Origin of the sequence: Allobosea sp. UC22_33, from assembly GCF_042700715.1 — a bacterium.
GTDB lineage: Bacteria > Pseudomonadota > Alphaproteobacteria > Rhizobiales > Beijerinckiaceae > Allobosea.
Genome location: NZ_CP170556.1, coordinates 4,594,471 through 4,616,551, shown reverse-complemented (window position 1 = coordinate 4,616,551; position 22,081 = coordinate 4,594,471). Strand labels below are relative to the sequence as shown.

General features: G+C 67.9%; 21 protein-coding genes. 11 read left to right on the top strand and 10 right to left on the bottom strand.

Annotated elements, in window-relative coordinates; genetic code table 11:
• Nucleotides 1–63: 63 nt before the first annotated feature.
• From ACFJGT_RS22325 to ACFJGT_RS22280, 10 genes are read left to right on the top strand one after another with little or no spacing between them, the layout of a single operon-like run.
• Complete coding sequence (locus tag ACFJGT_RS22325) at nt 64–1,596, top strand: ABC transporter substrate-binding protein (RefSeq protein WP_377842635.1); 1,533 nt, start codon at nt 64–66, stop codon at nt 1,594–1,596.
• Nucleotides 1,593–3,365: an ABC transporter permease subunit gene (locus ACFJGT_RS22320; RefSeq protein WP_377842632.1), complete on the top strand. Its 1,773-nt coding sequence runs from the start codon at nt 1,593–1,595 to the stop codon at nt 3,363–3,365. The genes ACFJGT_RS22325 and ACFJGT_RS22320 overlap by 4 nt, the downstream gene beginning before the upstream one ends.
• 33 nt (nt 3,366–3,398) lie before the next feature.
• Entirely contained in the window at nt 3,399–4,223 is an 825-nt protein-coding gene (locus tag ACFJGT_RS22315) for a creatininase family protein (RefSeq protein ID WP_377842629.1), read from the top strand.
• 53 nt (nt 4,224–4,276) lie between these two features.
• A complete protein-coding gene (locus tag ACFJGT_RS22310; protein ID WP_377842626.1) occupies nt 4,277–5,332 on the top strand; it encodes an extracellular solute-binding protein in 1,056 nt (351 codons plus the stop codon).
• A gap of 10 nt (nt 5,333–5,342) precedes the next feature.
• Nucleotides 5,343–6,392 carry an ABC transporter ATP-binding protein gene (locus ACFJGT_RS22305; RefSeq protein WP_377842623.1) on the top strand — a complete coding sequence of 350 codons (1,050 nt, stop codon included), beginning with the start codon at nt 5,343–5,345 and terminating at the stop codon, nt 6,390–6,392.
• Entirely contained in the window at nt 6,389–7,231 is an 843-nt protein-coding gene (locus tag ACFJGT_RS22300; protein ID WP_377842621.1) for an ABC transporter permease, read from the top strand. Before ACFJGT_RS22305 ends, ACFJGT_RS22300 begins: the two co-directional genes overlap by 4 nt.
• On the top strand, nt 7,228–8,016 hold the full coding sequence (locus tag ACFJGT_RS22295; protein ID WP_377842619.1) for an ABC transporter permease: 789 nt from the start codon (nt 7,228–7,230) through the stop codon (nt 8,014–8,016). Before ACFJGT_RS22300 ends, ACFJGT_RS22295 begins: the two co-directional genes overlap by 4 nt.
• Before the next feature lie 12 nt (nt 8,017–8,028).
• Nucleotides 8,029–8,709 (top strand): RraA family protein, encoded by a 681-nt coding sequence (locus ACFJGT_RS22290; RefSeq protein WP_377842616.1) that lies wholly within the window; start codon nt 8,029–8,031, stop codon nt 8,707–8,709.
• A gap of 11 nt (nt 8,710–8,720) precedes the next feature.
• A complete protein-coding gene (locus ACFJGT_RS22285) occupies nt 8,721–10,397 on the top strand; it encodes a cephalosporin acylase I (protein WP_377842613.1) in 1,677 nt (558 codons plus the stop codon).
• A gap of 37 nt (nt 10,398–10,434) precedes the next feature.
• Nucleotides 10,435–11,400 (top strand): phosphoglycerate dehydrogenase, encoded by a 966-nt coding sequence (locus tag ACFJGT_RS22280; protein ID WP_377842610.1) that lies wholly within the window; start codon nt 10,435–10,437, stop codon nt 11,398–11,400.
• A gap of 21 nt (nt 11,401–11,421) precedes the next feature.
• Here ACFJGT_RS22280 and ACFJGT_RS22275 read toward each other — a convergent pair whose 3' ends face one another.
• From ACFJGT_RS22275 to pobA, 6 genes are all read right to left on the bottom strand, one after another.
• Nucleotides 11,422–12,138 carry an ABC transporter ATP-binding protein gene (locus tag ACFJGT_RS22275; RefSeq protein ID WP_377842607.1) on the bottom strand — a complete coding sequence of 239 codons (717 nt, stop codon included), beginning with the start codon at nt 12,136–12,138 and terminating at the stop codon, nt 11,422–11,424.
• On the bottom strand, nt 12,125–12,883 hold the full coding sequence (locus ACFJGT_RS22270) for an ABC transporter ATP-binding protein (protein ID WP_377842604.1): 759 nt from the start codon (nt 12,881–12,883) through the stop codon (nt 12,125–12,127). Before ACFJGT_RS22270 ends, ACFJGT_RS22275 begins: the two co-directional genes overlap by 14 nt.
• On the bottom strand, nt 12,880–13,887 hold the full coding sequence (locus tag ACFJGT_RS22265; RefSeq protein WP_377842601.1) for a branched-chain amino acid ABC transporter permease: 1,008 nt from the start codon (nt 13,885–13,887) through the stop codon (nt 12,880–12,882). The genes ACFJGT_RS22270 and ACFJGT_RS22265 overlap by 4 nt, the downstream gene beginning before the upstream one ends.
• 1 nt (nt 13,888) lies before the next feature.
• Nucleotides 13,889–14,752 carry a branched-chain amino acid ABC transporter permease gene (locus ACFJGT_RS22260; protein WP_377842597.1) on the bottom strand — a complete coding sequence of 288 codons (864 nt, stop codon included), beginning with the start codon at nt 14,750–14,752 and terminating at the stop codon, nt 13,889–13,891.
• Between the two features lie 73 nt (nt 14,753–14,825).
• Nucleotides 14,826–16,019: an ABC transporter substrate-binding protein gene (locus tag ACFJGT_RS22255; protein ID WP_377842594.1), complete on the bottom strand. Its 1,194-nt coding sequence runs from the start codon at nt 16,017–16,019 to the stop codon at nt 14,826–14,828.
• Nucleotides 16,020–16,157: 138 nt separating this feature from the next.
• Nucleotides 16,158–17,330, bottom strand: coding sequence for a 4-hydroxybenzoate 3-monooxygenase (pobA, locus tag ACFJGT_RS22250; RefSeq protein WP_377842591.1), 1,173 nt, complete (start codon nt 17,328–17,330; stop codon nt 16,158–16,160).
• A gap of 131 nt (nt 17,331–17,461) precedes the next feature.
• Here pobA and ACFJGT_RS22245 point away from each other — a divergent pair, with 131 nt between their 5' ends.
• Nucleotides 17,462–18,337, top strand: a complete 876-nt coding sequence (locus ACFJGT_RS22245; protein WP_377842588.1) for a helix-turn-helix domain-containing protein — start codon at nt 17,462–17,464, stop codon at nt 18,335–18,337.
• A 6-nt stretch (nt 18,338–18,343) separates the two neighbouring features.
• Here the strand turns inward: ACFJGT_RS22245 and pcaD are convergent, their stop codons facing one another.
• The 4 genes from pcaD to ACFJGT_RS22225 are packed head-to-tail and all read right to left on the bottom strand — an operon-like array spanning nt 18,344 to nt 22,044.
• Nucleotides 18,344–19,525 carry a 3-oxoadipate enol-lactonase gene (pcaD, locus tag ACFJGT_RS22240; RefSeq protein WP_377842585.1) on the bottom strand — a complete coding sequence of 394 codons (1,182 nt, stop codon included), beginning with the start codon at nt 19,523–19,525 and terminating at the stop codon, nt 18,344–18,346.
• Nucleotides 19,526–19,535: 10 nt separating this feature from the next.
• Nucleotides 19,536–20,633 (bottom strand): lyase family protein, encoded by a 1,098-nt coding sequence (locus tag ACFJGT_RS22235; protein WP_377842582.1) that lies wholly within the window; start codon nt 20,631–20,633, stop codon nt 19,536–19,538.
• A 38-nt stretch (nt 20,634–20,671) separates the two neighbouring features.
• Nucleotides 20,672–21,334, bottom strand: coding sequence for a 3-oxoacid CoA-transferase subunit B (locus ACFJGT_RS22230; RefSeq protein ID WP_377842580.1), 663 nt, complete (start codon nt 21,332–21,334; stop codon nt 20,672–20,674).
• The gene (locus tag ACFJGT_RS22225) at nt 21,334–22,044 is read right to left on the bottom strand and encodes a CoA transferase subunit A (RefSeq protein ID WP_377842578.1); all 711 of its coding nucleotides are present in this window, start codon (nt 22,042–22,044) and stop codon (nt 21,334–21,336) included. Before ACFJGT_RS22225 ends, ACFJGT_RS22230 begins: the two co-directional genes overlap by 1 nt.
• Nucleotides 22,045–22,081: the final 37 nt, after the last annotated feature.

Sequence of the window (22,081 nt, the reverse complement as noted above, 5' to 3'; positions counted from 1 at the left end):
CGACGGGACGCGACAGGGCATAAAGCCCGCGGACAGCCGGACCCAGCAGCAGAGGATCAGCCGATGACCATCTCTCGCCGTTCCGTCCTTGGTGCCGGTCTTGCCGGCCCGCTGCTGGCCTCGCCTTTCCTGATCCGGCCCGCAAGCGCGCAACGCGCCGCGGGCATCATCCGCTACGGCCTCTCGGCGTTTCCGCCGAACCTGCAGCCCTGGGTCTCGACCGGCGCCTCGGCCGGCACCGTCAAGATGCTGATCAATCGCAGCCTTGTCTCCTACGATTCCAAGGGCGAGCTGCGCGGCGAGCTCGCCGAGTCCTGGTCGCGCGATCCCGAGGGCGCCTGGGTCTTCAAACTGCGCAAGGGCTGCGTTTTCCATAATGGCGAGCCGGTCACCGCCGACGACGTGAAATGGTCGATCGAGCAGATCGCCGGCGAGAAATCGACCGCCTATATGCGCACGCAGTTCCAGCTGATCGAGAAGGTCGAGATTCCCGATCCGCAGACGGTCCGCCTCGTCACCAAGGGGCCGCAGGCGACGCTGCCGAGCTGGTTCGCCAACTACAACACCTTCGTCATCTGGCGGAAATCCAACCCGAACGAGCCGATCGGCGCCGGCCCCTTCCGCCTGGTCGGGCAGGAGCGCGGCACCTCGGTGGAGCTGGCAGCCTTCGACAAGTTCTACAAGCCGGGCATCCCGAAGGCGAAGGGCATCAAGTTCATCGTCTATGCCGACGAGAACCTGCGCAATGCGGCGCTGATCTCGGGCGATGTCGACATGATCGAATACGTGCCCTGGCAGTCGATGGCGACGGTCGAGGCCGATCCGCGCCTGAAGCTCGACAACCAGGAGGGGCCGTTCATGGACGTGCTCTTCAACGGCTCCAAGCCGCCCTTCAACGACCCGCGCGTGCGCCGCGCCGTCGCCCATGCGGTGAAGCGCGAGGATATCGTCAAGGTCGCCTTCTTCGGGCGCGGCAAGCCGCTCGAAGGCGTGCCGATCGTCGAGGGCACGCCCTGGTACGACAAGGAGCTGGCGCATGGCTGGAATTACGATCCAGCGAAGGCCAAGGCGCTGCTGGCGGAAGCCGGCTTCGCCAACGGCTTCCAGACGACGCTGCTCGCCACCGCCCAGTTCGGCATGCACAAGGACACCGCCGAGATCGTCCAGCAATATCTCGCGGCCATCGGCATCCAGGCCGAGCTGCAACTGCCGGACTGGTCGACACGGGTGAGCCGCGGCACGCGCGGCCAGTACGACATGGCGATCCACGGCGTGTCCTCTGACAACAACGATCCGGACGGTCTGACCGTGGTGCTCGACACCTCGCTCTCGCCGACGCATGGGCGCTCCTTCAAGGTCGATGCGCCGCGCACGGTCGCCGCGCTCGCCAAGGGCCGGGCCGAGTTCGACCAGGCCAAGCGCGTCGAGATCTACAGGGAGATGCAGCGCGCCGCCCTGGAAGAGGTGCCGATGGTCGGCCTCGCGTGGCGCCAGCAGGGTTATGGCATGGACAAGAGCGTGCAGGGCTTCACCAACCTGCCCGGTGCGCTCTCGACCTCCTCCGGCAACATGCTCGAGGAGACGTATTTCGGATGAGCGCGGCCTGGCTCGGACGGCGGTTGATCATGACCCTGGCAATGGCCTGGGTCGTCGCGACGATCGTGTTCCTGGCGCTCCACATGGTGCCGGGCGATCCGGCCGAGCTGCTGCTTTCTACCTCCGGTGCCATGCCCGACCCGGCGACCGTGCAGGAATTGCGCGAGAAGCTTGGGCTCGACCGGCCGATCCTGGTCCAGTACGGCCATTTTCTCGCCGGTCTGGCGCGCGGCGATCTCGGCGCCTCGCTGATCGACGACTATCCCGTCATCCAGGAGATCGGGCTCCGGTTGCCGCGCACGCTGGAATTGATCCTGGCGGGAACGCTGATCGCGCTCGTGGTCGGCGTGCCCTCGGGTGTCTATGCCGCGGTCCATCGCGGCGGCACCTTCGACCGCGTCGCCTCCTGGATCACGGCGCTGCTACTGGCCGTGCCGGTCTTCGTCGTCGGCACGCTTCTGGTGCTGCTGCTGGCCCAGACGCTGCGGGTGATGCCGGCCGGCGGCTTCGTTCCGCTCACGCAAGACCCCGCGCAGCACTTCAAGCTCCTGACGCTGCCGGCCATCGCCATCGCCAAGGGGCTGGCGGCCGTGCTCTTCCGGATGACGCGGGCCGCGACGCTCGATGCGCTCGCGCATGACTATGTCCGCACCGCACGGGCCAAGGGCTTGTCGCCGCGACGGGTCCTCATCGTCCATGTGCTGCGCAACGCGCTGAACCCGGTCGTCACCGTGCTGGGTCTCCAGATGGGGACCTTGCTCGGCGGCACCGTGCTGGTCGAATACGTCTTCAACTGGCCGGGCCTGTCGACGCCGCTGCTGCGCGCCGTCGAGGGCCGCGACTATCCGATGGTGGTCGGCATCATCCTGACGATCTCGGTGCTGTTCCTGCTCATCAACCTTTCTCGTCGAACTGCTGCATGCGGCGATCGATCCACGGGTGCAGCACGGATGAAGCGGCGCGGCGTCAAGAAGCTCCTCCTGCCCGGTGGCGTGGTCGCGGCGATCCTGCTGATCGCCATCGCGGCGCCCCTTCTGCCGCTGCCCGATCCGGTGCGGCAGGATGTGGCGCGGCGCCTCGCCGGACCGATGGCAGGTTCCTGGCTCGGGCGCGACGAGTTCGGTCGCGACGTGCTCTCGCGACTGGTCTGGGGGGCCCGCACCAGCCTCTCCGTCGCTTTCGTCTCGGCAACCTTCGCCGGGCTCGTCGGCATCACGCTCGGGCTGATCGGCGGCTGGGCGCGGAGCTGGGGCGCTTTCCTGACGGTGCGCAGCGTCGAGATCATCATGTGCTTCCCGCCGGTGCTGCTGGCGCTGCTGGTCGTGACGCTGCTCGGACCCGGTGCGGCGACGCTGATCCTGGTGCTCTCCGTGCTCTACCTGCCCGGCTTCGCGCGGGTGACCTATGCCGAGGTGCTGGCGGTGAAGGGGCGGGACTATGTCGAGGCGACGCGGGCGCTCGGCGCCAGCCAGTCGCACCTGCTGTTCCGTACCGTGCTGCCCAATATTGCCGGGCCGCTGCTGGTGCAGTTCTCGCTCGCGGTTGCCGCCGCGGTGGTGATCGAGAGCGGCCTGTCCTTCCTGGGATTGGGCGTCGTGCCGCCGGCGCCGTCCTGGGGGCTGATGATCCGCGGCGCGCGCTCGACCATGGAGCAGGCGCCGCTGCTGCTGCTCTGGCCCTGCGCCGTGCTGACGCTGACCATTCTCGCGATGAACCTGCTCTGCGACGCGCTGCGCGACATTCTCGACCCGCGCACCAGCGAGCGCTGACGAACCAAGACGTTTCCAAGGAAGGACCAAGCCATGGCTACCAAGACCGATCCTCTCGTTCATATGGGCACCATCACGGGCGGGGAGGCGCGCGAGCTGCTGAAATCCAACCCCGTCATCCTGCTGCCGATGGGCAGCCATGAGGACCAGGGCCCGCATGCGCCGATGGGCGACTACCTGCTGGCCGAGAAGATCGCCGAGCTCGCAGCGCTGCAGGCGAGCAAGGCCGGCACGCGCACGCTGGTCGCGCCGGTGCTGCCCTATGGCGGCGCCGACTGGTTCGGCCCGATGATCGGCGGGATCGCCATCTCGCAGGGCACGCTGACGGCGGTGATCGCCGAAATGGTCGACTCGCTGCATCGCAACGGCCTGACCCGGATCATCGTGATCAATGGCCATGGCGGCAATGTCGGGCCGATCTCCGAGGTCGCGCGCGAACTCTACCAGCGCGAGCGCATCGTGCTGCCGAGCCTCTATCTCTGGCGCATCGCCTACGGCATGCTGCCGGGCATCGTCGGCGCCGAGAAGTCGGCGAAGGTCTCCGGCCATGGCGCCGATCCGCTGACCAGCCTCGGCCTGCACCTCTTCCCCGAGCTGATCCGCAAGGACTTCATCCCGGCCGGCAAGGCCATGAAGCGCGATCCCGTCCTCGACCTGCCCTTCACGGGCCTGGGCACCGCGAGCTTCGACGGCGCGGAGGTCGGAATGCCCAACGAGTACGACGAGGTCTATCATGACGGCGTCGGCAAGGGCGATCCGACGCTCTGCTCGGCCGAGACCGGAGAGCAGCTGGCTGAGAAGCTCAGCGATGTCTGCGCCCGCTTCATCGCTCATTTCGCGGCCAAAGTCCCGGCCTGAGCCGGCAGCGCGCCCATCAGCCGCCCGAGGCGGCGCCACAGCAGGAGATTGTCATGCTCACACGCCGCCTCGTCATCCAGTCCGGCCTCGCGACCATCGCGATGCCGGCCGTCCTGCGGGCCCAGACGCTCTCGGGGCAGATCACGCTGATGTCCTATGCGGGCATCTTCCAGGACAACTACACCAAGGCGGTGATCGAGCCGTTCCTGCAGGCGCATCCGGGCGTGAAGGTGAACTATGTGCCCGGCGGCACCTCGGCCCAGATGGTCGGGAGCGTCCGGGCCCAGAAGGCCGATCCGCAGACCGACGTCGCGATCATGGACGTCACCACCTCCAGCATCGGCAATCTCGAGGGACTGTTCGAGAAGCTCAGCCCCTCCGAGTTCCCGGTGCTGAACGAGCTTCTGCCTGAAGCGCGCGCGGCCGGCGGCGAGTTCGGCCCGGCCGTGACCTTCGATCATCTCGTCATCGTCCAGGACGCGGCGCTCAATCCCCAGATCGCCAAGCTCGCCGATCTCTGGCGCCCGGACCTCAAGGGCCATATCGCGCTGGCCGCCCCGCCGAACATCCAGGGCCTGGCGCTGACCGCGATGACAGAGAAGATGGAAGGCGGCGACTACCGCAAGTCGATCGACGCCGCGATGAAGAAGCTCAAGGAACTCGCGCCGGGCGTGAACACCTTCGATCCCAATCCGGACGGCTATTCGCTGATCCTGAACGGCGTCGCCAAGGTCGCGACCGGCTGGAACGCCCGCGCCCAGCTCTATTCCGACCAGACCAACGGCAAGATCAAGGCGCTGCTGCCCCCCGAAGGCTCGGTCTTCCAGGTCAACACCATCAACCTGACGGCCGGCTCGAAGAACCGCGCCGCGGCCGCCGCCTTCGTCGCGCATGCGCTGTCGCAGGACGCGCAGAAGGCCTTCACCGAGCGGATGTTCTACGCGCCGACCAACGCCAAGGCCGATGTCGACGCCAAGGCGCTGGCGCGCACCGCCGCCTCGCCGGAGAACCGCCAGCGGATGATACCGGTCGACTGGAACGAGGTCCTGAAGGTGCGCGACCAGTGGAACAACCGCTGGCGCCGCGAGGTCATCTCGGCGGCACGTTGAGCGGCAGGCGATGAAATATCTCGAACTCGCCGGGCTGCAGAAGCGCTACGGCAATTCCGTCGCGGTCGACGACGTCTCGCTCTCGGTCGAGCAGGGCGAATCCGTCGCGCTGCTCGGCGCCTCCGGCTGCGGCAAGACCACGACCCTGCGCATGCTCGCGGGGCTGATCGAGCCGAACAAGGGCACGATGACGCTCGACGGCAGCGAGATCACCCGGCTGCCGGCCCATAAGCGCAACATGGGCTATGTCTTCCAGTCCTATGCGCTGTTCCCGCATCTCTCGGTCGGGCGCAACATCGCCTTCGGCCTGGAGGAGCGCGGCGCCTCCCGCGCCGAGATCGACAAGCGTGTTCAGGAAGGGCTGGCGCTGGTCCGGCTCAGCGGGCTGGAGCAACGCCGCCCGAAGGAATTGTCCGGCGGCCAGCAGCAGCGCGTCGCCCTGGCCCGCGCGCTGGTGATCCAGCCTTCGGTTCTGCTGCTCGACGAATCCCTGTCCAATCTCGATGCCAAGCTGCGCGACGCGATGCGCCACGAGATCCGCTCGATCCAGCGCACGCTCGGCATCACCACGCTTTTCGTGACGCATGACCAGGTGGAGGCGCTGACCATGTGCGACCGGATCGCGGTGATGCATCGCGGCCGCATCGCCCAGATCGGCAATGCCGAGGATATCTACGACCGGCCGGCGACGCGCTTCGTGGCCGAGTTCGTCGGACGCGCCAATGTCCTGCCGCTGGCGCGCGACGCGCAGGGTCGCGCGACGGTCTGGGAACAGCCGGTGCCGGTCGAGCCCACTGAGAATGCCGATCTCTTCGTCCGGCCGCAGCGCATGCGCATCGTGCCGGTCTCCGAACCGGCGGGCGGCGATACAGCGCGGCTGACCGGTCGCGTGCTGCGCAGCGTCTTCGTCGGCGACCATGTCGAGGTGCTGGTGGAGGGCGCTGGCGGCCAGCTCACGGTCGAGATGCCATCGGGCTCGACGGCGCCGACCGAGGGGACCGAGGTCGCGGTCGTCTGGCCGCGGGCTGAAAGCCGCGTCTTCGCACGCGAGGCGACATGACCGCCTCGCGCCGCCTGCCATTGCTGCTGATCCCGGCGACGCTGCTTCTGCTCGTCGTCTATGTCTGGCCGTCGCTCGGACTGTTCCGCAACGCCTTCAACGAGGTCGGGCCGACGGGTGCGATGGTCGAGGCCTGGTCGCTGGCGACCGCGCGCGCGACCTTCCATGACAGCTTCACCTTCGAATTGACGCTGAACTCGCTCTGGCTCTCGGCGGTATCGACGCTGATCGCCTTATGCCTGGCCTATCCCGTCTCGCTCTTCCTGTTCCGCACCGATTCCCGTTTCCGCGGGCTGCTCGCGGTGGTCGCGATCATGCCGATGCTGGTTTCCGGCGTGGTGCGCGTCTTCGGCTGGCTCGCCATTCTGGGCGATCGCGGGCTGGTGAACACGACGCTGCAATCGCTCGGCCTGATCTCGACGCCGCTGAAGCTCGTCTTCAACTGGACCGGTGTCACCATCGGCCTCGCGGAAAGCATCATGCCCTATATGATCCTGGCGCTGCTCGCCGGCTTCGGCCGGCTCGACCGCACGCTGGAGGAGGCGGCGCGCTCGCTCGGCGCCTCGCCGTTCCGCACGTTCCGGCGCGTCACCCTGCCGCTCAGCCTGCCGGCGATCGCACTCGCGGCGGGCCTGGGCTTCGTGCTCTCAATGTCGGCCTATATCACGCCCAAGCTCCTCGGCGGCGGGCGCGTCTTCGTGCTGGCGACCGAGATCTTCGAGCAGGCGACGACCAATACCAACTGGCCGGTCGCGGCCGTGCTGGCGATCTACACGCTCGTCCTGCTGCTCGCGCTGCTGGTCGTCTCCAATCTGGTGGCGCGGAGGCTGCAGCGATGACCGGGGCGGGGCGCGTTCTCTCCAGCTTCGCGGCGCTGGTCTATGTGCTGATCCTGGCGCCGATCGTCGTCGTGGTCATGCTGTCCTTCTCGGCGGATAATTTCATCCTGTTCCCGCCGTCGGGCTATTCGCTGCGCTGGTTCAGGCAGCTTGCCGGCAACGGCCCCCTGCTGGCGGCTCTCTGGCTCAGCGTCCAGATCGCCGCGGTCGTGACCGTGCTGTCGCTCGCGGTCGGCGTGCCCGCGGCGCTCGCTCTGGCGAAGGGGCGTTTTCCCGGCAAGGATGCGCTGACCGGCTTCTTCCTGGCGCCGCTCCTGCTGCCCACGCTGATCACCGGCCTTGCGCTGCTGCTGTTCTTCTCGCCGCTCAGGCTGACCGCGACGCTGCCCGGCCTCGTGCTCGGCCATATGACGGTGACCGTGCCCTTCGTGATCCGGATGATGGCGACGGCGCTGGCCAACCTGCCGGATGATATCGAGGCGGCCGCCGCCACGCTCGGCGCCACGCCCTGGCGGGTGGTGCGGCGGGTGACGCTGCCCTTGGCAACGCCCGGACTGATCGCCTGCGCCTGCCTCTCCTTCCTGCTCTCCTTCGACGAGACGGTGATCTCTCTGTTCATCGCCGGCCCGCGCGCCTCGACCCTGCCGGTCGAGATGGTGCGCTATGTCGAAGGGCGCACCGATCCGCTCATCGCGGCCCTGTCCGTGGTGCTCATCGTCGCGACGCTTGCCGTCGTTCTCGTGGTCGAACGCCTCGTCGGCGTCGCCCGTGCCGTAGGAAAGTAGGAGAACCAGTCCATGCCCGATTACCGCATCGAAGCCATGCCCGAGCAGCTGCCGGCGGCGCTGGTCGAGAAGCTGCAGAAGGTCGAGACCGCGACCATCGGCCATTCCCAGCACTGGGGCTTCATGGATCGCGGCATCCAGCCGCTGCTGCGCGGCAAGCGCATCGCCGCGGCGGCGGTGACGCTGGCGATCCCCGGTCAGGATTCGACCCTGCTGCATCACGCGCTCGGCCTGCTGCGCCCCGGCGACATCCTCGTCGTCGACCGGCTCGGCGACGACAAGCACGCCTGCTGGGGCGGCGGTGTCACGGTCGCGGCCAAGGCTGCCGGCGCGGTCGGCGGCATCGTCGACGGCCCCTGCACCGACCTCACCGAGATCGAGGATTCCGACTTCCCGATGTGGTGCCGCGGCATGTCGCCGATCACGACAAGGCTCTACAATCTCGGCGGCACGCTGAACCTGCCGATCTCCTGCGGCAATGTCCCGGTCAAGGCCGGCGACGTCATCCTCGCCGACGAATCCGGCGTGCTGGTCCTGCCGCGCGCCGAGGCCGAGGCGATCGCCGACGCGGCAATAGCCCGGCAGGAGCGCGGCGAGAAGACGCAAGGCCGGGTGAAGGCGGGCGAGAAGCTCGGCGACATCTCCGGCGCGACCAAGATGGTGCTCGACGCCATCGCCGCGGCGAAGGGCTGACGAGGCCGGCCATGAACGCTCCCGTCTCCGTCCCGCGCGTCGCCGATTTCACCTGCGAGAAGAAGCCGGCAACCGGCTCGCGCGGCATGGTCGTCACCAACCATCCGCTCGCTTCGGCGGCCGGCGCGCAGATCCTGCTCGCCGGCGGCAACGCCATTGATGCGGCCGTCGCCTCGCTCTTCGCGCTGACGGTGGCCGAGCCGATGATGGTCGGCATTCTCGGCGGGGGCCTGAGCCATATCCGGCTCGCCGACGGGCGCCATGTCGTGATCGACAATCTCTCGACCGCGCCGGGCAAGGCGACGGCCGACATGTACGAGTGCCTCTCCGACGAGATCGGCAAGCAGCGCGACACGCGCGACCGCGAGAACGTCGTCGGGGCCAAGGCTGTCGCGGTTCCCGGCGCGCTCAAGGGCTGGTGCGAGGCGCTCGCGCGCTTCGGCACGCTGACGCTCGCCGATGTGCTGCAACCGGCGATCGGGCTGGCGGAGCGCGGCTTCGTGGTCACGCCCTATCTCTCGAACTGCATCACCGACAATACAGCCGACCTCGCCCGCGATCCCGGACTTGCGGCGATGCTGCTGCCGGGCGGGCAGCCACTCCAGCCGGGCATGCGGCTCGTCCAGTCGGACTATGCCGCGAGCCTGAAATTGATCGCGGCGGAGGGCCCGGACGCGCTCTATGGCGGGAAGCTCGGGCGGGCGCTGACCGACTACATGGCGAAAAATGGCGGACTGATCGATCAGGCCGATCTCGCGAACTACAAGATCGAACTGCGCGAGCCGATCCGCGGCTCCTATCGCGGCTACGAGATCATCGGCCCGCCGCCGCCCTCGTCCTCGGGCGTGCACATCGCGCAGATGCTCAACATCCTCGAAGGCTACGATATCGGCGCGCTCGGCTTCGGCTCGACCGATGCCGTGCATCTGCTGGCCGAGGCGCTGAAGATCGCCTTCGCCGACCGCGCCGTGGCGACCGCCGACCCGGCCTTCGTCAAGGTCCCGGTCGCGAAGCTGATCGACAAGGCCTATGCCGACGAGCGCCGCGCCCTGATCGAAATGGGGCAGGCGAAGAGCTGGACGGCTGGTTTGTCGGGCGGCGAGTCCGCCGATACGACCCATGTCACGGTCGCGGATGCGATGGGCAATGTCGTCAGCGCGACGCAGACGATCAACGGGCTGTTCGGCGCTTGCGTGCAGATCCCCGGCACGGGCATGATCGCCAACAACTACATGTACAATTTCGATCCGCATCCCGGCCGGGCGCTCTCGATCGCGCCGGGCAAGCGGGTCTTCACCTCGATGGCGCCGATGATGGCGGTGAAGGACGGCCGGCTCGCCTTCGCGCTCGGCCTGCCCGGTGCGTTGCGCATCTTCCCCTCGGCCTTGCAGGCGATCGTCAACCTGATCGACCACCGCATGAGCCTGCAGGAAGCCGTCGAGGCGCCGCGCGTCTGGACCGAAGGCGGCGTGCTCGAACTCGAGGAAGCCATCCCCGAGGCCGTGGCGCAGGCGCTGATCGCCCGCGGCCACAAGGTCGTGCGCTCGCCGCGCGTCGCTGGCGGCATGAACGCCATCGCCTTCAACCCGGACGGCACGCTGACTGGTGCCGCCTGCTGGCGCGCCGACGGCACGCCGGTCGCCATCTCCGGCGGACTTGCCCGCGCCGGCGCCCGCTTCACCATCTGACCCGATATCTCTTCCGATCCTGCGACTGGACCATCCCATGCCCGAGACCATCTGCCTCCTCGACATGACCACGCCCGAGCGGGCCGACCGCCTGCGCGAATTCCTGCCTGATGGCTTCGTTCTGACCCATGGCACCGCCCGTGGCGACGAGCACATGAAGCAGATCATCGCCGAGGCCGATTACGCGATTTCCGGCCAGGTCGGCGTCTCCGGCGATGTGCTGCGCGCCGCCAAGAAGCTGAAGCTCCTGCATAAATGGGGCGTCGGCTACGACAATATCGATATCGCCACCGCCAAGGAGCTCGGCATCAAGGTCGCGCGCACGACCGGCTCGAACGCTGTCGCCGTCTCCGAATTCGCTGTTGGCCTGATGATCTCGACGATGCGCCACATAGCCTATGGCAATGCCGAACTGAAGAAGGGCAATTGGCGCACCGGCCAGCTGCCGTCGGACACCTATACGCTCTCGGGCAAGACCGTCGGCATCGTCGGGCTCGGCGCGATCGGCAAGAATGTCGCGAAGCTGCTGAAGGGCTTCGGCTGCACCATCCTCTACAGCAAGCGCACCCCGCTCGATGCCGCCGAGGAGGCGTCTCTGGGCGTGAAGCATGCCTCGATGGAGGACATCCTGACCCAGGCCGATGTCGTCTCGCTGCATTGCCCGCTGACGCCGGAAACCAAGGACCTGATCGACCTTGCGGCGTTGAAAAAGATGAAGAAGACCGCGGTGCTGATCAATGTCGCGCGCGGCGGCGTCGTCAACGAGACCGATCTCGTCACGGCGCTGCGGGCGAAGGAGATCGCGGGCGCGGCGATGGATGTCTACGAGATCGAGCCGCTGCCGGCGGACAGCCAGCTCCTCACCCTCGACAACCTCGTGACCACGCCGCATCTCGCCGCCATGGCCTCCGATAATTTCGCGCCGGTGGTGAAGCGCATGTTCGCGAACATGCAGCACGTCTCGCGCGGCGAGCCGGTGCCGCCGCTCGATCTGGTGGTGTGAGCTAATGCCGGCGTCGGCGGCTCAGTGCAGCCCGCCGACGCCGATATAGCGTTCGAGTACATCGGCATCCGCGCGCAATGCGCCCGGCTTGCCCGACCAGACGATCCGGCCGCGCTCGAGGATGATGACGTCGTCGGCGAAGGCGAGCGCGCTCTCCAGCCGCTGCTCGACGAAGAGGATCGTCATCGCGCCGCTGGCGGCGAGGCGGCCGAACGCCTCCATCAGCATGTCGCAGATGACCGGAGCCAGACCCTCCAGCGGCTCGTCGAGCAGCAGTACGGAGGGCTGGCCGAGAATGGTGCGCGCCGTCGCCAGCATCTGCTGCTCGCCGCCGGAGAGTTGCGAGCCGAGATTGCGGCGCCGCTCCGCGAGACGCGGGAAGAGGGCGTAGGCCTCTTCGATCGCGCTGCGCGGACGGCCTTTCAGCCCGGCGAAGAGGTTCTCTTCCACCGTCAGGCCCTTGAAGATCTCGCGGGTCTGCGGGACGAGGCCGATGCCGCCATGGGCGCGGGCCGCCGTGCCGAGCGTGGTCACATCCTGCCCCGCGATGCTGATGCTGCCGGCGTAGCGGCGCGTCAGCCCCATCAGGCTCGCCATCAGCGTGGTCTTGCCCATGCCGTTGCGGCCGAGGATGGAGAGGCGCCCGCCGGCCGGCACCGCGAAGGAGACATCCTCCAGCACATGGGTCTGGCCGTAGCCGGCGCTGAGGTTGCGGACGTCGAGCTCAGCTGCCGGCATGGGCATAGCTCCCGAGATAGGCTTCGCGGACCTTGGCGTCCCTGGCGACCTCCGCCGGCAAGCCCTGGAAGATGAGCTCGCCCGCGGCCAGCACGACGACGCGCCTGGCGAAGCGGAAAACGAGGTCCATGTCGTGCTCGATCATCAGCACGGCGAGCGAGGCGGGCAGACTTGCCAGCGCCTCCTCGATGCGCGGCGTATCGCTGGAGGGCACGCCGGCCGCGGGTTCGTCGAGCAGCAGCACCTTGGGTCGCTGCGCCAATGCGATCGCGATTTCCAGCAGGCGCTGCTGGCCATAGGCGATCGTCGCGACCTTGCGGCGGGCGACCTCGGTGAGGCCCAGCGTGGCGAGGATTTCGGCCGCTTCGTCCGTGGCTGCGGAATCGCCATGGAACCGGGCGAGGATCCGTGTCGCGCGGCCGAGACGCTGCAGGATGGTCATGACGACATGCTCTTCCGGCGTCAGGTCCGGGAAGAGGCGGGTGACCTGGAAGGTGCGGACGAGGCCGCGGCGCACGCGCTTGACTGCACCCAGGCCTGTGATGTCCTCGCCCGCGAGATGGACTTGGCCCGCGCTCGGCGGAATGCGGCCGGTGACGAGGTTGACGAAGGTGGTCTTGCCGGCGCCGTTCGGGCCGATCAGGGCGAGGCGCTCGCCCTCATGCATCGTAAGCGAGATGTCGCTGTTGACCTTGAGCCCGCCGAACGCCTTGGAGAGGCCGGAGACTTCGAAGACCGGGCTCATCGGCCGGCTCCCCAGCGGTTGCGCGTCAGCAGGCGGGCGAGTTCGTCGAGCGTGCCGGAAAGCCCGCGCGGGGCGAAGAGCACGATCGCGATCAGCACGGCGCCGACCAGCGTCATCCAGTGGAACGGGTTGATCGCGGCGACGATATGCTCGAGCGCCATGAAGATTACCGTGCCGATCAGCGCGCCATAGAGATGGCCGATGCCGCCGAGCACCAGCATGACGAGAGCGTTCGCGGAAACCTCGAAGCTCACGCTGTCGAGCCCGACGACCTGCGTCGCGATGGCCGCGAGCGCGCCGCCCATGCCGGCCACGGTGCCGGAGATGACGAACATCTTGAGCAGGACCGGGAAGGCATAGATGCCGAGCGCGCTGATCCTGAGCGGGTCCTCCTTCAGGCCGCGGCAGATCATGCCGAAGGGCGAGCGCGTGACGAAGCGCAGCACGGCGAAGACGATCAGGAGCAGGCCGAGGCCGAAGAGATAGGCGCTGCGGCCCCAGAGATCGAACTCGAAGATGCCGAAGAGGGGGGCCGGGCTCATGCCGGAGAGGCCGTCGCTGCCCCCGGTGATCGAGGAGGCCTTGTTGGCGGCCTCGTGCAGGAGCTGGACGATGGCGATCGAGAGCACGAGCTGCGGCAGGCCATGGGCGCGCAGCATGATCGCGCCCATCAGGAGGCCCATGATGGCCCCCGCCGCGGCACCGATCAGGATGAGCAGGACGGGATCGGTGATGCCATGCACGCAGGCGATGCCGGCGGCATAGGCGCCTGCGCCATAGAGCGCGCCCTGGCCGAGCGAGGCGATGCCGCAATAGCCGACGATCAGGTCGAGCGAGAGCACGAGCAGCGCGACCGAGATCACGCGGGTCAGGAAGGCCAGGTTGTCGGGAAAGAGCCAGTAGCCGCCGAGGCCGACAAGCGCGATCAGGCCTAGACCGAGGAGATCGCGGCCGAGCGTGCGGCTTGCGGATGGGGCAGCGGGCAGGGGCGTCGCGAGTGCCATGCTACTGCGCCCGTCCCATCAGGCCGCGCGGGAAGGCGCAAACCACCAGGATCACCGCGAGATAGAAGAAGAAATTGCCGAAATCCGGCACGAGATAGCGCGCGGTGACGTCGATGGCGCCGAGCAGCAGGCAGGCGGCGAGCGCGCCGGGAATCGAGCCCGCGCCGCCGACGGAGACGACCACGAGGAAGGTCACCATGTAGCGCAGCGCGTAATAGGGCTCGATCGGCAGGAATTCGGCGCCGACCACGCCGCCGAAGGCTGCAAGCCCGATCGCCAGCGCGAAGCTCGCGGCATAGATGATCTCGGTGCGGATGCCGAGCGCGCGCGCCATCGGTGCGTTCTCGACCGCGGCACGCAGATGGATGCCGAAGCCGGTGCGCTCGATCAGGAACCATAGGCCCCCAGCGACGACGAGGCCGCTCGCGATGACGAAGAGCCGGTGGCCGGCGATGCTGCGGAAGCCGAGATCGACCGAGCGGGCGAGTTCTGCCGGCAGGGGTATCGTCTTCAGGGTCGGGCCGAAGAAGTAGTTGGTGATGCCGATGACGCAGAAGGTGATGCCGATCGTCATCAGCACCTGCGAAAGCTCGCTGCGGTCATAGATGCGGCGATAGAGCAGGCGCTCCAGCGGCACGGCGATGAGGACCGTGCCGATCATGGCGAGGACGATGCCGAAGGCATAGCCGAGGCCGAGATCGCGCGCCGCGTAGGAGGCGATATAGCCGCCGATCATGGCGAAGGCGCCATGCGCGAGATTCACCACCCGCATCAGGCCCATGGTCAGCGACAGGCCGATGCAGATGATGAACAGCGCCATGCCATAGGCCAGCGCGTCCACGGCGATGCTCAGCGCGGTCTGCATGTTCGCGGGCCTCGTCGAACGGGAGCAGGGGGCGGGAGCTTGATGCTCCCGCCGCGTTTCAGGCTTAAGGCCGTTACTTCGTCAGGCCGGAATCCTTCTGCTCCGGTACGCTGGCGATCTCCTTGTTGATCCAGCGGCCCTGCGCGTCCTTCGCGACTTCGCGCAGATAGATCGTCTGGGTGATGTGGCGGGTTTCGGGATCGATCTTGACCGGGCCGCGCGGGCTTTCCCAGCCGAGCCCCTTCACCGCCTCGACCGCTTTTTCGGCATCCTGCTTGCCGGCGGTGGCCGCGATCATCTTGGAGATCACGAACAGGCCGTCATAGGCGCCGACCGCCGGGAAGGAGAGGAGATCGGGCGCGCCGATCGCCTTTTCGCCCGCGGCGACGAAGCGCTTGTTGATCTCTGATTCATGCGAGACCGCATAGTGGAACGAGGTGATCAGGCCGGCCGCCGCCTCGCCCAAGGCCGGCAGGTCCGATTCCTGGGTCAGGTCGCCCGGCGCGAAGAGTTTCACGCCCGCCTTCTTCAGGCCGGTATCGCTAAAGGCCTTGACGAAGCCGAGCGTCGGCGGGCCCGACGGCAGGAAGGCGAAGACGCCCTCGGCCCCGGCATCGCGGATGCGCTGCATGATCGGGCTGAACTCGGTGGTGTTGAGGGGGATGCGGATCGCTTCCTTGACCTCGCCGCCGGCCGCCTCGATGGCCTTCTTGAAGGCGGTTTCGGCATCGACGCCCGGGCCGTAATCGCTGACGATCGAGACGAATTTCTTGACGCCGCGTTCCACCGCCGCCTTGCCGAGCGGTGTCGTGGTCTGAGAGAGGGTGAAGGAGGTGCGCACCACCAGCGGCGAGGAGGTCATGATCGCCGAGGTCGCGGCGTTGAAGATCACCAGCGGGACATTGCCCTGCTTCAGCAGCGGGGTGATCGCCATCGCGTCCGGCGTGAAATAGACGCCGCCGAGATACTGCACCTTGTCGCGCACGATCAGTTCCTGCGCCAGCGCGCGGGCCTGCTGCGGATTGGCCGTCGGCAGGTCGCGATAGACCAGCTCGATATCGTGGCCGGCGACGGTCTTGCCGTTCTGCGCCAGCCAGGCCTCAGCGCCGGCCTGGAAATTCTTGCCCTGCAGGGCGAAGGGGCCGGAGAACGGCCCGATGATGCCAACCTTGATCGTGTCCGCCATGGCGGAGGCACCGAGCGTGAGCGCCCCGGCGAGAGCCAGCGCGCCGGCCGGCAGCAATCTGTTCAGGAAACCCTTGGTCATTCCATCTCCTCCCGATCCTGCCTGCGATCCCGCAAATGCCTTGCGTGGGTCGAAGCTCTAGCTGCTCGGGCCGGTCGCCGCCATGGCGCCGGGCCTCTTGTTGTCACCAACGCAATTTTCTGCCGTGGGGCAATGCCCTCAATAAGGCAGGCCGACATAGTTCTCGGCGACGGCCGTCGCCGCCGCGCGCGAATGGACGAGGTAATCGAATTCCGCCTGCTGGATGCGCTGGTCGAAGCCGTCGCGCTCCGGAAAGCGATGCAGCAGGTTGGTCATCCACCAGGAGAAGCGCTCTGCCTTCCAGACGCGGGCGAGCGCGCGGGCCGAATAGCCGTCGAGCCCGGCCTGCGAGCCGTCGCGATAGTGCTCGCGGAAGGCGTCGAAGAGATAGCGGATATCGCTGGCGGCGAGGTTCAGACCCTTGGCGCCGGTCGGCGGCACGATATGGGCGGCGTCGCCAGCGAGGAAGAGCCGGCCGAAACGCATCGGCTCGGCGACGAAAGAGCGCAACGGCGCGATGCTCTTCTCCAGCGAGGGGCCGGTCTGCACGGCGTCGGCGATCTCTGTCGGCAGGCGGCGGCGCAACTCGTCGAAGAAGGCATCGTCCGACCAGTTCCCGACCTTCTCCTCCTGCGGGACCTGGACATAGTAGCGGCTGCGCTCGGACGAACGCATCGAGCAGAGCGCGAAGCCGCGCTCGTGATTGGCATAGACCAGTTCATGCGCGGCCGGCGGCCGGTCGACCAGCAGGCCGAGCCAGCCGAAGGGATAGACGCGCTCGAAATTCTGCACGGAATGTGCGGGGACCGAGGCGCGCGAGACGCCGTGATAGCCGTCGCAGCCGGCGATGAAATCGCAGCGCAACTCCTGGTCCTGCCCGTTCGCGCGGAAGGTCACGCGCGGTGCTGCGCCGTCGAAATCATGCAGCGTGACGTTCTCGGCCTCGTAGACCGTCGGGCGGCCCAGCGCTTGACGAGCCTCGATCAGGTCGCGCGTCACCTCGGTCTGACCGTAGACGGTGACCGTCCTGCCGCCGCTGAGGTCCTTGAGGTCGAGGCGGTGCAACGCGCCATGGAAGGCGAGCGAGAAGCCGTCATGGACGAGGCCTTCCTGATCGAGGCGCTCGCCGACGCCGGCTTCGTGCAGGAGATCGACCATGCCCTGTTCGAGCACGCCGGCGCGGATGCGCGAGAGCACGTAATCGGTGCTGCGCCGTTCTAGGATGACGTTGTCGATGCCGGCGCGCGACAGGAGCTGCCCGAGCAGCAATCCCGCGGGTCCGGCGCCGATGATGGCGACCTGCGTCCGCATTGTTCTTCTTTGCCTCCCGCAGAGCGATGGCTTGCACCGTTCGATCCGCGTGAGGAGGCTAAACCCTGAAACGCTGTTGACGGAATGGAGGAAACGCGCAGTGTCTTGGACAAATCGATCCCGAGGCCGGCATGCCCGCAACCATCGTCCCCGCCTATTGGCTCTATGGCGAGCGCCTGGCGGAACGCTTTCCCGATGCGCTCCATATCGAGCCGATCGTGGCGCGCAGCTCGCTGCATGGCTGGACGATCCAGCCGCACATGCATCACGACCTGTTCCAGTTCTTCCTGGTCACGCAAGGCGGAGGCCGGACGCGCGTGGACGGACGCGATCATCGCCTCGCGCCGGGGGCGGCGCTGCTGTTGCCGCCCTCGACCATCCATGAGTTCGCTTTCCTTGACGATACGGACGGCTTCGTCGCCAGCGCGGCGGCAACCTCGCTGAAGCGCCTGTTCGACAGCGAGCCGGAGGCGCGCGCGCTGCTCGGAGCGCCTGCGGTCTTGTCGATGGCCGAGGCGAGCCCGGAGATGGCGACGCTCGAAAGCCTGATGCAGCTCGCCATGCGCGAGTTTTCGGCGAACCTGCCGGCGCGGGAATTTTCGCTCGCCGCCTATGCCGATCTCATCGCCACCTGGTTCGTGCGCGCGATGCGCGGGGCGAGGACGCAGGGAGAGCCCGTCAAGGACCCGCGCGCCGGGCTCGTGCGCCGTTTCGTCGAGCGGGTCGAGACGCGCTTCCAGCATCACGATTCGCTTGAGGCTCACGCGCGCGAACTCGGCACCTCCGTGCCGCATCTCTCGCGCTCCTGCCGCGAACTGCTCGGCCGCTCCGCCGCGCGGGTGATCCAGGACCGGCTGATGATCGAAGCGCGGCGCGACCTCGTCTATACCGCGATGTCGATCTCGCAGATCTCGTTCCGGCTGGGCTTTGCCGATCCCGCCTATTTCTCGCGCTTCTTCGCCAAGCGGGCGGGGGTGTCGCCCTCGGACTATCGGGCGAAGGCCTGAGGTGGTTCAGCCGGCCGCCTCGATCTCCTTGATCACCGCGGCTGCCTCGGCGAAGGCGGTGTTGCCGGCTGGGACGCCGGCATAGATCGCCGTCTGCATCAGCACTTCCTTCAGATCGTCTTGCGTGAAGCCGCCGCGCGTCAGCCCCGCGCGGACATGCAGGCGGAATTCCTCCCAGCGGCCGAGGCTTGCGGTGATGGCGAGCACGAGCAGGCGGCGCGTACGATCATCGAGGCCAGGCCGGCTCCAGATCTCCTGCCAGGCGATGCGGGTGATCATCGCCTGGAACTCCGCGTTGAACGGGGTGCGATTGGCAAGCGAGCGGTCGACCCAGGCGTCGCCGAGCACGCGGCGGCGGTTCTTGAGGCCGGCTTCGAACAGGGCCTCCGCTGCGTCCTGCGTATCCGGGCCCGGCGCGAGGAAGGCGCGCAGGGCTCCAGCGAGAGCGGCGGGGGCTTCCAGCGGGGCGAGATGGGCGCAATCGAGCCGCTCAAGCGCAGCGCCGGGAATCGCGGCAATGAGGTTCTCGCCATGGCCGGTGAAGGGGGTCGAGGCGTCGCGCTCGCCGACTACGACCAGCGTCGGGCAGGCGATGGCTGGGATGCGGCTGATGAGCTCCATGTCGCGGATCGCGGCGCCGGCCCCGGCATAGCCTTCGCGGTTCATGGCGACGAGGTTGCGCCGGACGCTCTCCGTGACGGCGGGCTGCCCGGCGGTGAAGGCCGGCGAGAGGAAGCGCTGCATGGCGAGATCGGCGATCGCGGCCGTGCCCCCAGTGCGGACCTTGGTGATCCGGTCCTGCCAGGCCGCCTTGTCCATGGTCGCGGAGGTGCAGATCAGAGCCAGCGCCGAGACGCGCTCCGGCCGCGAGAGGGCGAGTTCCATCGCGATCATGCCGCCGAGCGAGACGCCGGCCACCGCGGCCTGCGCGATGCCGGCTGCGTCCATGACGGCGGCGACGTCGTCCGCCAGCATGGCGAGCGTGTAGTCGCCGTCCGGAGCATCGGAGGCGCCGTGACCGCGCGTGTCGAGGCGCAAGGTTCGGAACGAGCCGAGCAGGGCGGGCATGGCCGCGTCCCACAAGCCGAGATCGGTGCCGATCGAGTTCAGCAGAACGAGTGCCGGCCTGTCCTCGGTGCCTTCCAGCTTCCAGTAGATGCGGGCGCCGCTGCTCATCGCGAAAGGCATCGTGCGTTCCTCAGTCGTTCGGGGCGAGCAGCGCGGCAACCAGGGCCGCGCTCTCGCCGATATCGTTGCCAAGCCCGGCCGCCGCGAGATTGCGGGCGATGGCGGCCTCGTCGATCTCCAGCCCTTCGGCCACGGTCGCCATGGCCTCAGTCGCGCCGGCCGCGAGCAGGAAGAGATCGGCCAGCGCCGGGCCTTCCGCCTGCCAGCCGCCGAGGCCGCGCTCCTGCTCGGCCGGCAGGCCAGCGAGAATGCCGGCGACGAGGCCGGGGGCACGCAGGCTGGCGGAGAGTGCTATCTGGCAGCCCGTGGGATTGCGCTTATGGGCCATGGCGGAGGAGCCGCCGCGGCCGGGGATTGCGGGCTCGCGGGCCTCGGCGATGCCGCTCTGGGCCAAAAGCGAAACGTCGCGCGCCATCTTGCCGAGCGCGCCGATGACGATGGCGAGCGCCGTCGCGATACCGGCGATGCTGCCGCGGCGGGCATGCCAGGGTGGGGAGTCGGGCAGGCCAAGGGCTGCGGCGAGACGGGCGGACACGGCTGCTGCCTTACCGTCAAGGCCGGCGCGAGAGCCGGCCGCGCCGCCGAACTGCAGGACGGCACCCATTTCGACTTCGCGGGAGAGACGGATTGCGGCTTCCGAAATGCCAGCCTGCCAATGCGCGATGCGCAGGCCGAAACCGATCGGGAGCGCATCCTGCAGGAGGGTTCGGCCTATCGCAGGCGTTGCCGCATGACGCTGGGCGAGGGCGGCCAGCGCTGTCGTGATGCGGGCCAGCTCTGCGTCGAGCAGGCCGCCGGCAGCGCGGATCTGGCACGTCAGGATGGTGTCGGCGACATCCTGGCTGGTCGCACCCTTGTGCAGGGCCTTTGCGGCGTCGCCGCTCAGGGCGGCGCGCAAGCGCGCCACGAGCGGGATCGCCAGCGTGCCGGCGAGCGCCGCTTCCTCGGCCAGTTCGGCGGGATCGATCGCGATCGTGGCGCAGAGCGCGGCGATGGCTTCTGCCGCCTCAGTGCCAATCAGGCCCTCTGCCGCCTCGGCGCGTGCAAGCTCGGCCTCGAAGGCGAGGGCATGACGCAATGTGGCCGCGTCCGAGAACGCGGCCAGCATGGCTGGGGTCGTCGCCGGCCTTGCGCGGAGAAGGCCGCTCACGCTGCCTTTGCGAGGCTTGGCGCGACGCTGAAGGTGGCTTCCGTCTTTGCCTTGATCTCGTCGAGCGTGACGCCCGGTGCAATCTCGACCAGGGTCAGGCCGCCGCCATTGGCCTTGTCGCAGGTCATCACGCAGAGATCGGTGATGATCATGTCGACCACGCCCGCGCCGGTCAGCGGCAGCGAGCAGCGCTCCAGCACCTTGGATTCGCCCGCCTTGTTGGCGTGGTCCATCACGACGATGACCTTCTTGACGCCGGCGACGAGGTCCATCGCGCCGCCCATGCCCTTCACCATCTTGCCGGGGATGGTCCAGTTGGCGATGTCGCCGTTCGCCGCCACTTCCATGGCGCCGAGGATGGTCAGGTCGATATGGCCGCCGCGGATCATCGCGAAGCTATCGGCCGAGGAGAAGAAGCTCGAGCTCGGCAGCACCGTGATCGTCTGCTTGCCGGCATTGATCAGGTCGGGATCGGCCTCGCCCTCATAGGGGAAGGGGCCGATCCCGAGCAGGCCGTTCTCGGACTGCAAGGTGACGTCGACGCCCTCGGGGATATAGTTCGCCACGAGCGTCGGGATGCCGATGCCGAGATTGACGTAGAAGCCGTCCTTGAGCTCCTTGGCGGCGCGCGCGGCCACCTCCTCGCGGGTCCAGGCCATCAGGCTGCCTCCCTCTTGCGCTCGGTCAGCTTCTCGATGCGCTTCTCGTTGATCGTGCTCTTGATGACGCGGTCGACATAGATGCCGGGCGTGTGGATCGCCTCGGGATCGAGCGAGCCGACCGGGACGATCTCCTCGACCTCGGCCACGGTCACCTTGCCGGCGGTCGCCATGTTCGGATTGAAGTTCCGCGCGGTCTTCCGATAGACGAGATTGCCCGCGGTATCGGCCTTCCAGGCCTTGACGATCGCGACATCGGCGCGCAGCCAGGTCTCGCGGACATAGAGCTGCCCCTCGAATTCCTCGACCGGCTTGCCTTCAGCGACGACCGTGCCGACGCCGGTCTTGGTGTAGAAGGCCGGGATGCCGGCGCCGCCGGCGCGGATGCGCTCGGCCAGCGTGCCCTGCGGGTTCAGCTCCAGCTCCAGCTCGCCGGCGAGATATTGCTGCTCGAACAGCTTGTTCTCGCCGACATAGGACGCGATCATCTTCTTGATCTGGCGGGTCTGCAGCAGCATCCACAGGCCGAAGCCATCGGCGCCGGCATTGTTCGAGATCACGGTGATGTTCTTCACGCCGGAATCGCGAATCTGCGGGATCAGGCTCTCGGGATTGCCCGACAGGCCGAAGCCGCCCGACATGATCGTCATTCCGTCGAAAAGCAGCCCTTCGAGCGCGGCTGCCGGGCCGTCATAGATCTTTCCTGTCATCGTTCCTCCCAGGGCGCGGCCTGTTGCCGCGACATGC

Excerpts from the sequence above, each read along its gene's own strand:
- ACFJGT_RS22325 (WP_377842635.1), top strand. The coding sequence starts at position 64 with ATGACCATCTCTCGCCGTTCCGTCCTTGGTGCCGGTCTTGCCGGCCCG.
- ACFJGT_RS22320 (WP_377842632.1), top strand. The coding sequence starts at position 1,593 with ATGAGCGCGGCCTGGCTCGGACGGCGGTTGATCATGACCCTGGCAATG.
- ACFJGT_RS22315 (WP_377842629.1), top strand. The coding sequence starts at position 3,399 with ATGGCTACCAAGACCGATCCTCTCGTTCATATGGGCACCATCACGGGC.
- ACFJGT_RS22310 (WP_377842626.1), top strand. The coding sequence starts at position 4,277 with ATGCTCACACGCCGCCTCGTCATCCAGTCCGGCCTCGCGACCATCGCG.
- ACFJGT_RS22305 (WP_377842623.1), top strand. The coding sequence starts at position 5,343 with ATGAAATATCTCGAACTCGCCGGGCTGCAGAAGCGCTACGGCAATTCC.
- ACFJGT_RS22300 (WP_377842621.1), top strand. The coding sequence starts at position 6,389 with ATGACCGCCTCGCGCCGCCTGCCATTGCTGCTGATCCCGGCGACGCTG.
- ACFJGT_RS22295 (WP_377842619.1), top strand. The coding sequence starts at position 7,228 with ATGACCGGGGCGGGGCGCGTTCTCTCCAGCTTCGCGGCGCTGGTCTAT.
- ACFJGT_RS22290 (WP_377842616.1), top strand. The coding sequence starts at position 8,029 with ATGCCCGATTACCGCATCGAAGCCATGCCCGAGCAGCTGCCGGCGGCG.
- ACFJGT_RS22285 (WP_377842613.1), top strand. The coding sequence starts at position 8,721 with ATGAACGCTCCCGTCTCCGTCCCGCGCGTCGCCGATTTCACCTGCGAG.
- ACFJGT_RS22280 (WP_377842610.1), top strand. The coding sequence starts at position 10,435 with ATGCCCGAGACCATCTGCCTCCTCGACATGACCACGCCCGAGCGGGCC.
- ACFJGT_RS22275 (WP_377842607.1), bottom strand. The coding sequence starts at position 12,138 with ATGCCGGCAGCTGAGCTCGACGTCCGCAACCTCAGCGCCGGCTACGGC.
- ACFJGT_RS22270 (WP_377842604.1), bottom strand. The coding sequence starts at position 12,883 with ATGAGCCCGGTCTTCGAAGTCTCCGGCCTCTCCAAGGCGTTCGGCGGG.
- ACFJGT_RS22265 (WP_377842601.1), bottom strand. The coding sequence starts at position 13,887 with ATGGCACTCGCGACGCCCCTGCCCGCTGCCCCATCCGCAAGCCGCACG.
- ACFJGT_RS22260 (WP_377842597.1), bottom strand. The coding sequence starts at position 14,752 with ATGCAGACCGCGCTGAGCATCGCCGTGGACGCGCTGGCCTATGGCATG.
- ACFJGT_RS22255 (WP_377842594.1), bottom strand. The coding sequence starts at position 16,019 with ATGACCAAGGGTTTCCTGAACAGATTGCTGCCGGCCGGCGCGCTGGCT.
- pobA (WP_377842591.1), bottom strand. The coding sequence starts at position 17,330 with ATGCGGACGCAGGTCGCCATCATCGGCGCCGGACCCGCGGGATTGCTG.
- ACFJGT_RS22245 (WP_377842588.1), top strand. The coding sequence starts at position 17,462 with ATGCCCGCAACCATCGTCCCCGCCTATTGGCTCTATGGCGAGCGCCTG.
- pcaD (WP_377842585.1), bottom strand. The coding sequence starts at position 19,525 with ATGCCTTTCGCGATGAGCAGCGGCGCCCGCATCTACTGGAAGCTGGAA.
- ACFJGT_RS22235 (WP_377842582.1), bottom strand. The coding sequence starts at position 20,633 with ATGCTGGCCGCGTTCTCGGACGCGGCCACATTGCGTCATGCCCTCGCC.
- ACFJGT_RS22230 (WP_377842580.1), bottom strand. The coding sequence starts at position 21,334 with ATGGCCTGGACCCGCGAGGAGGTGGCCGCGCGCGCCGCCAAGGAGCTC.
- ACFJGT_RS22225 (WP_377842578.1), bottom strand. The coding sequence starts at position 22,044 with ATGACAGGAAAGATCTATGACGGCCCGGCAGCCGCGCTCGAAGGGCTG.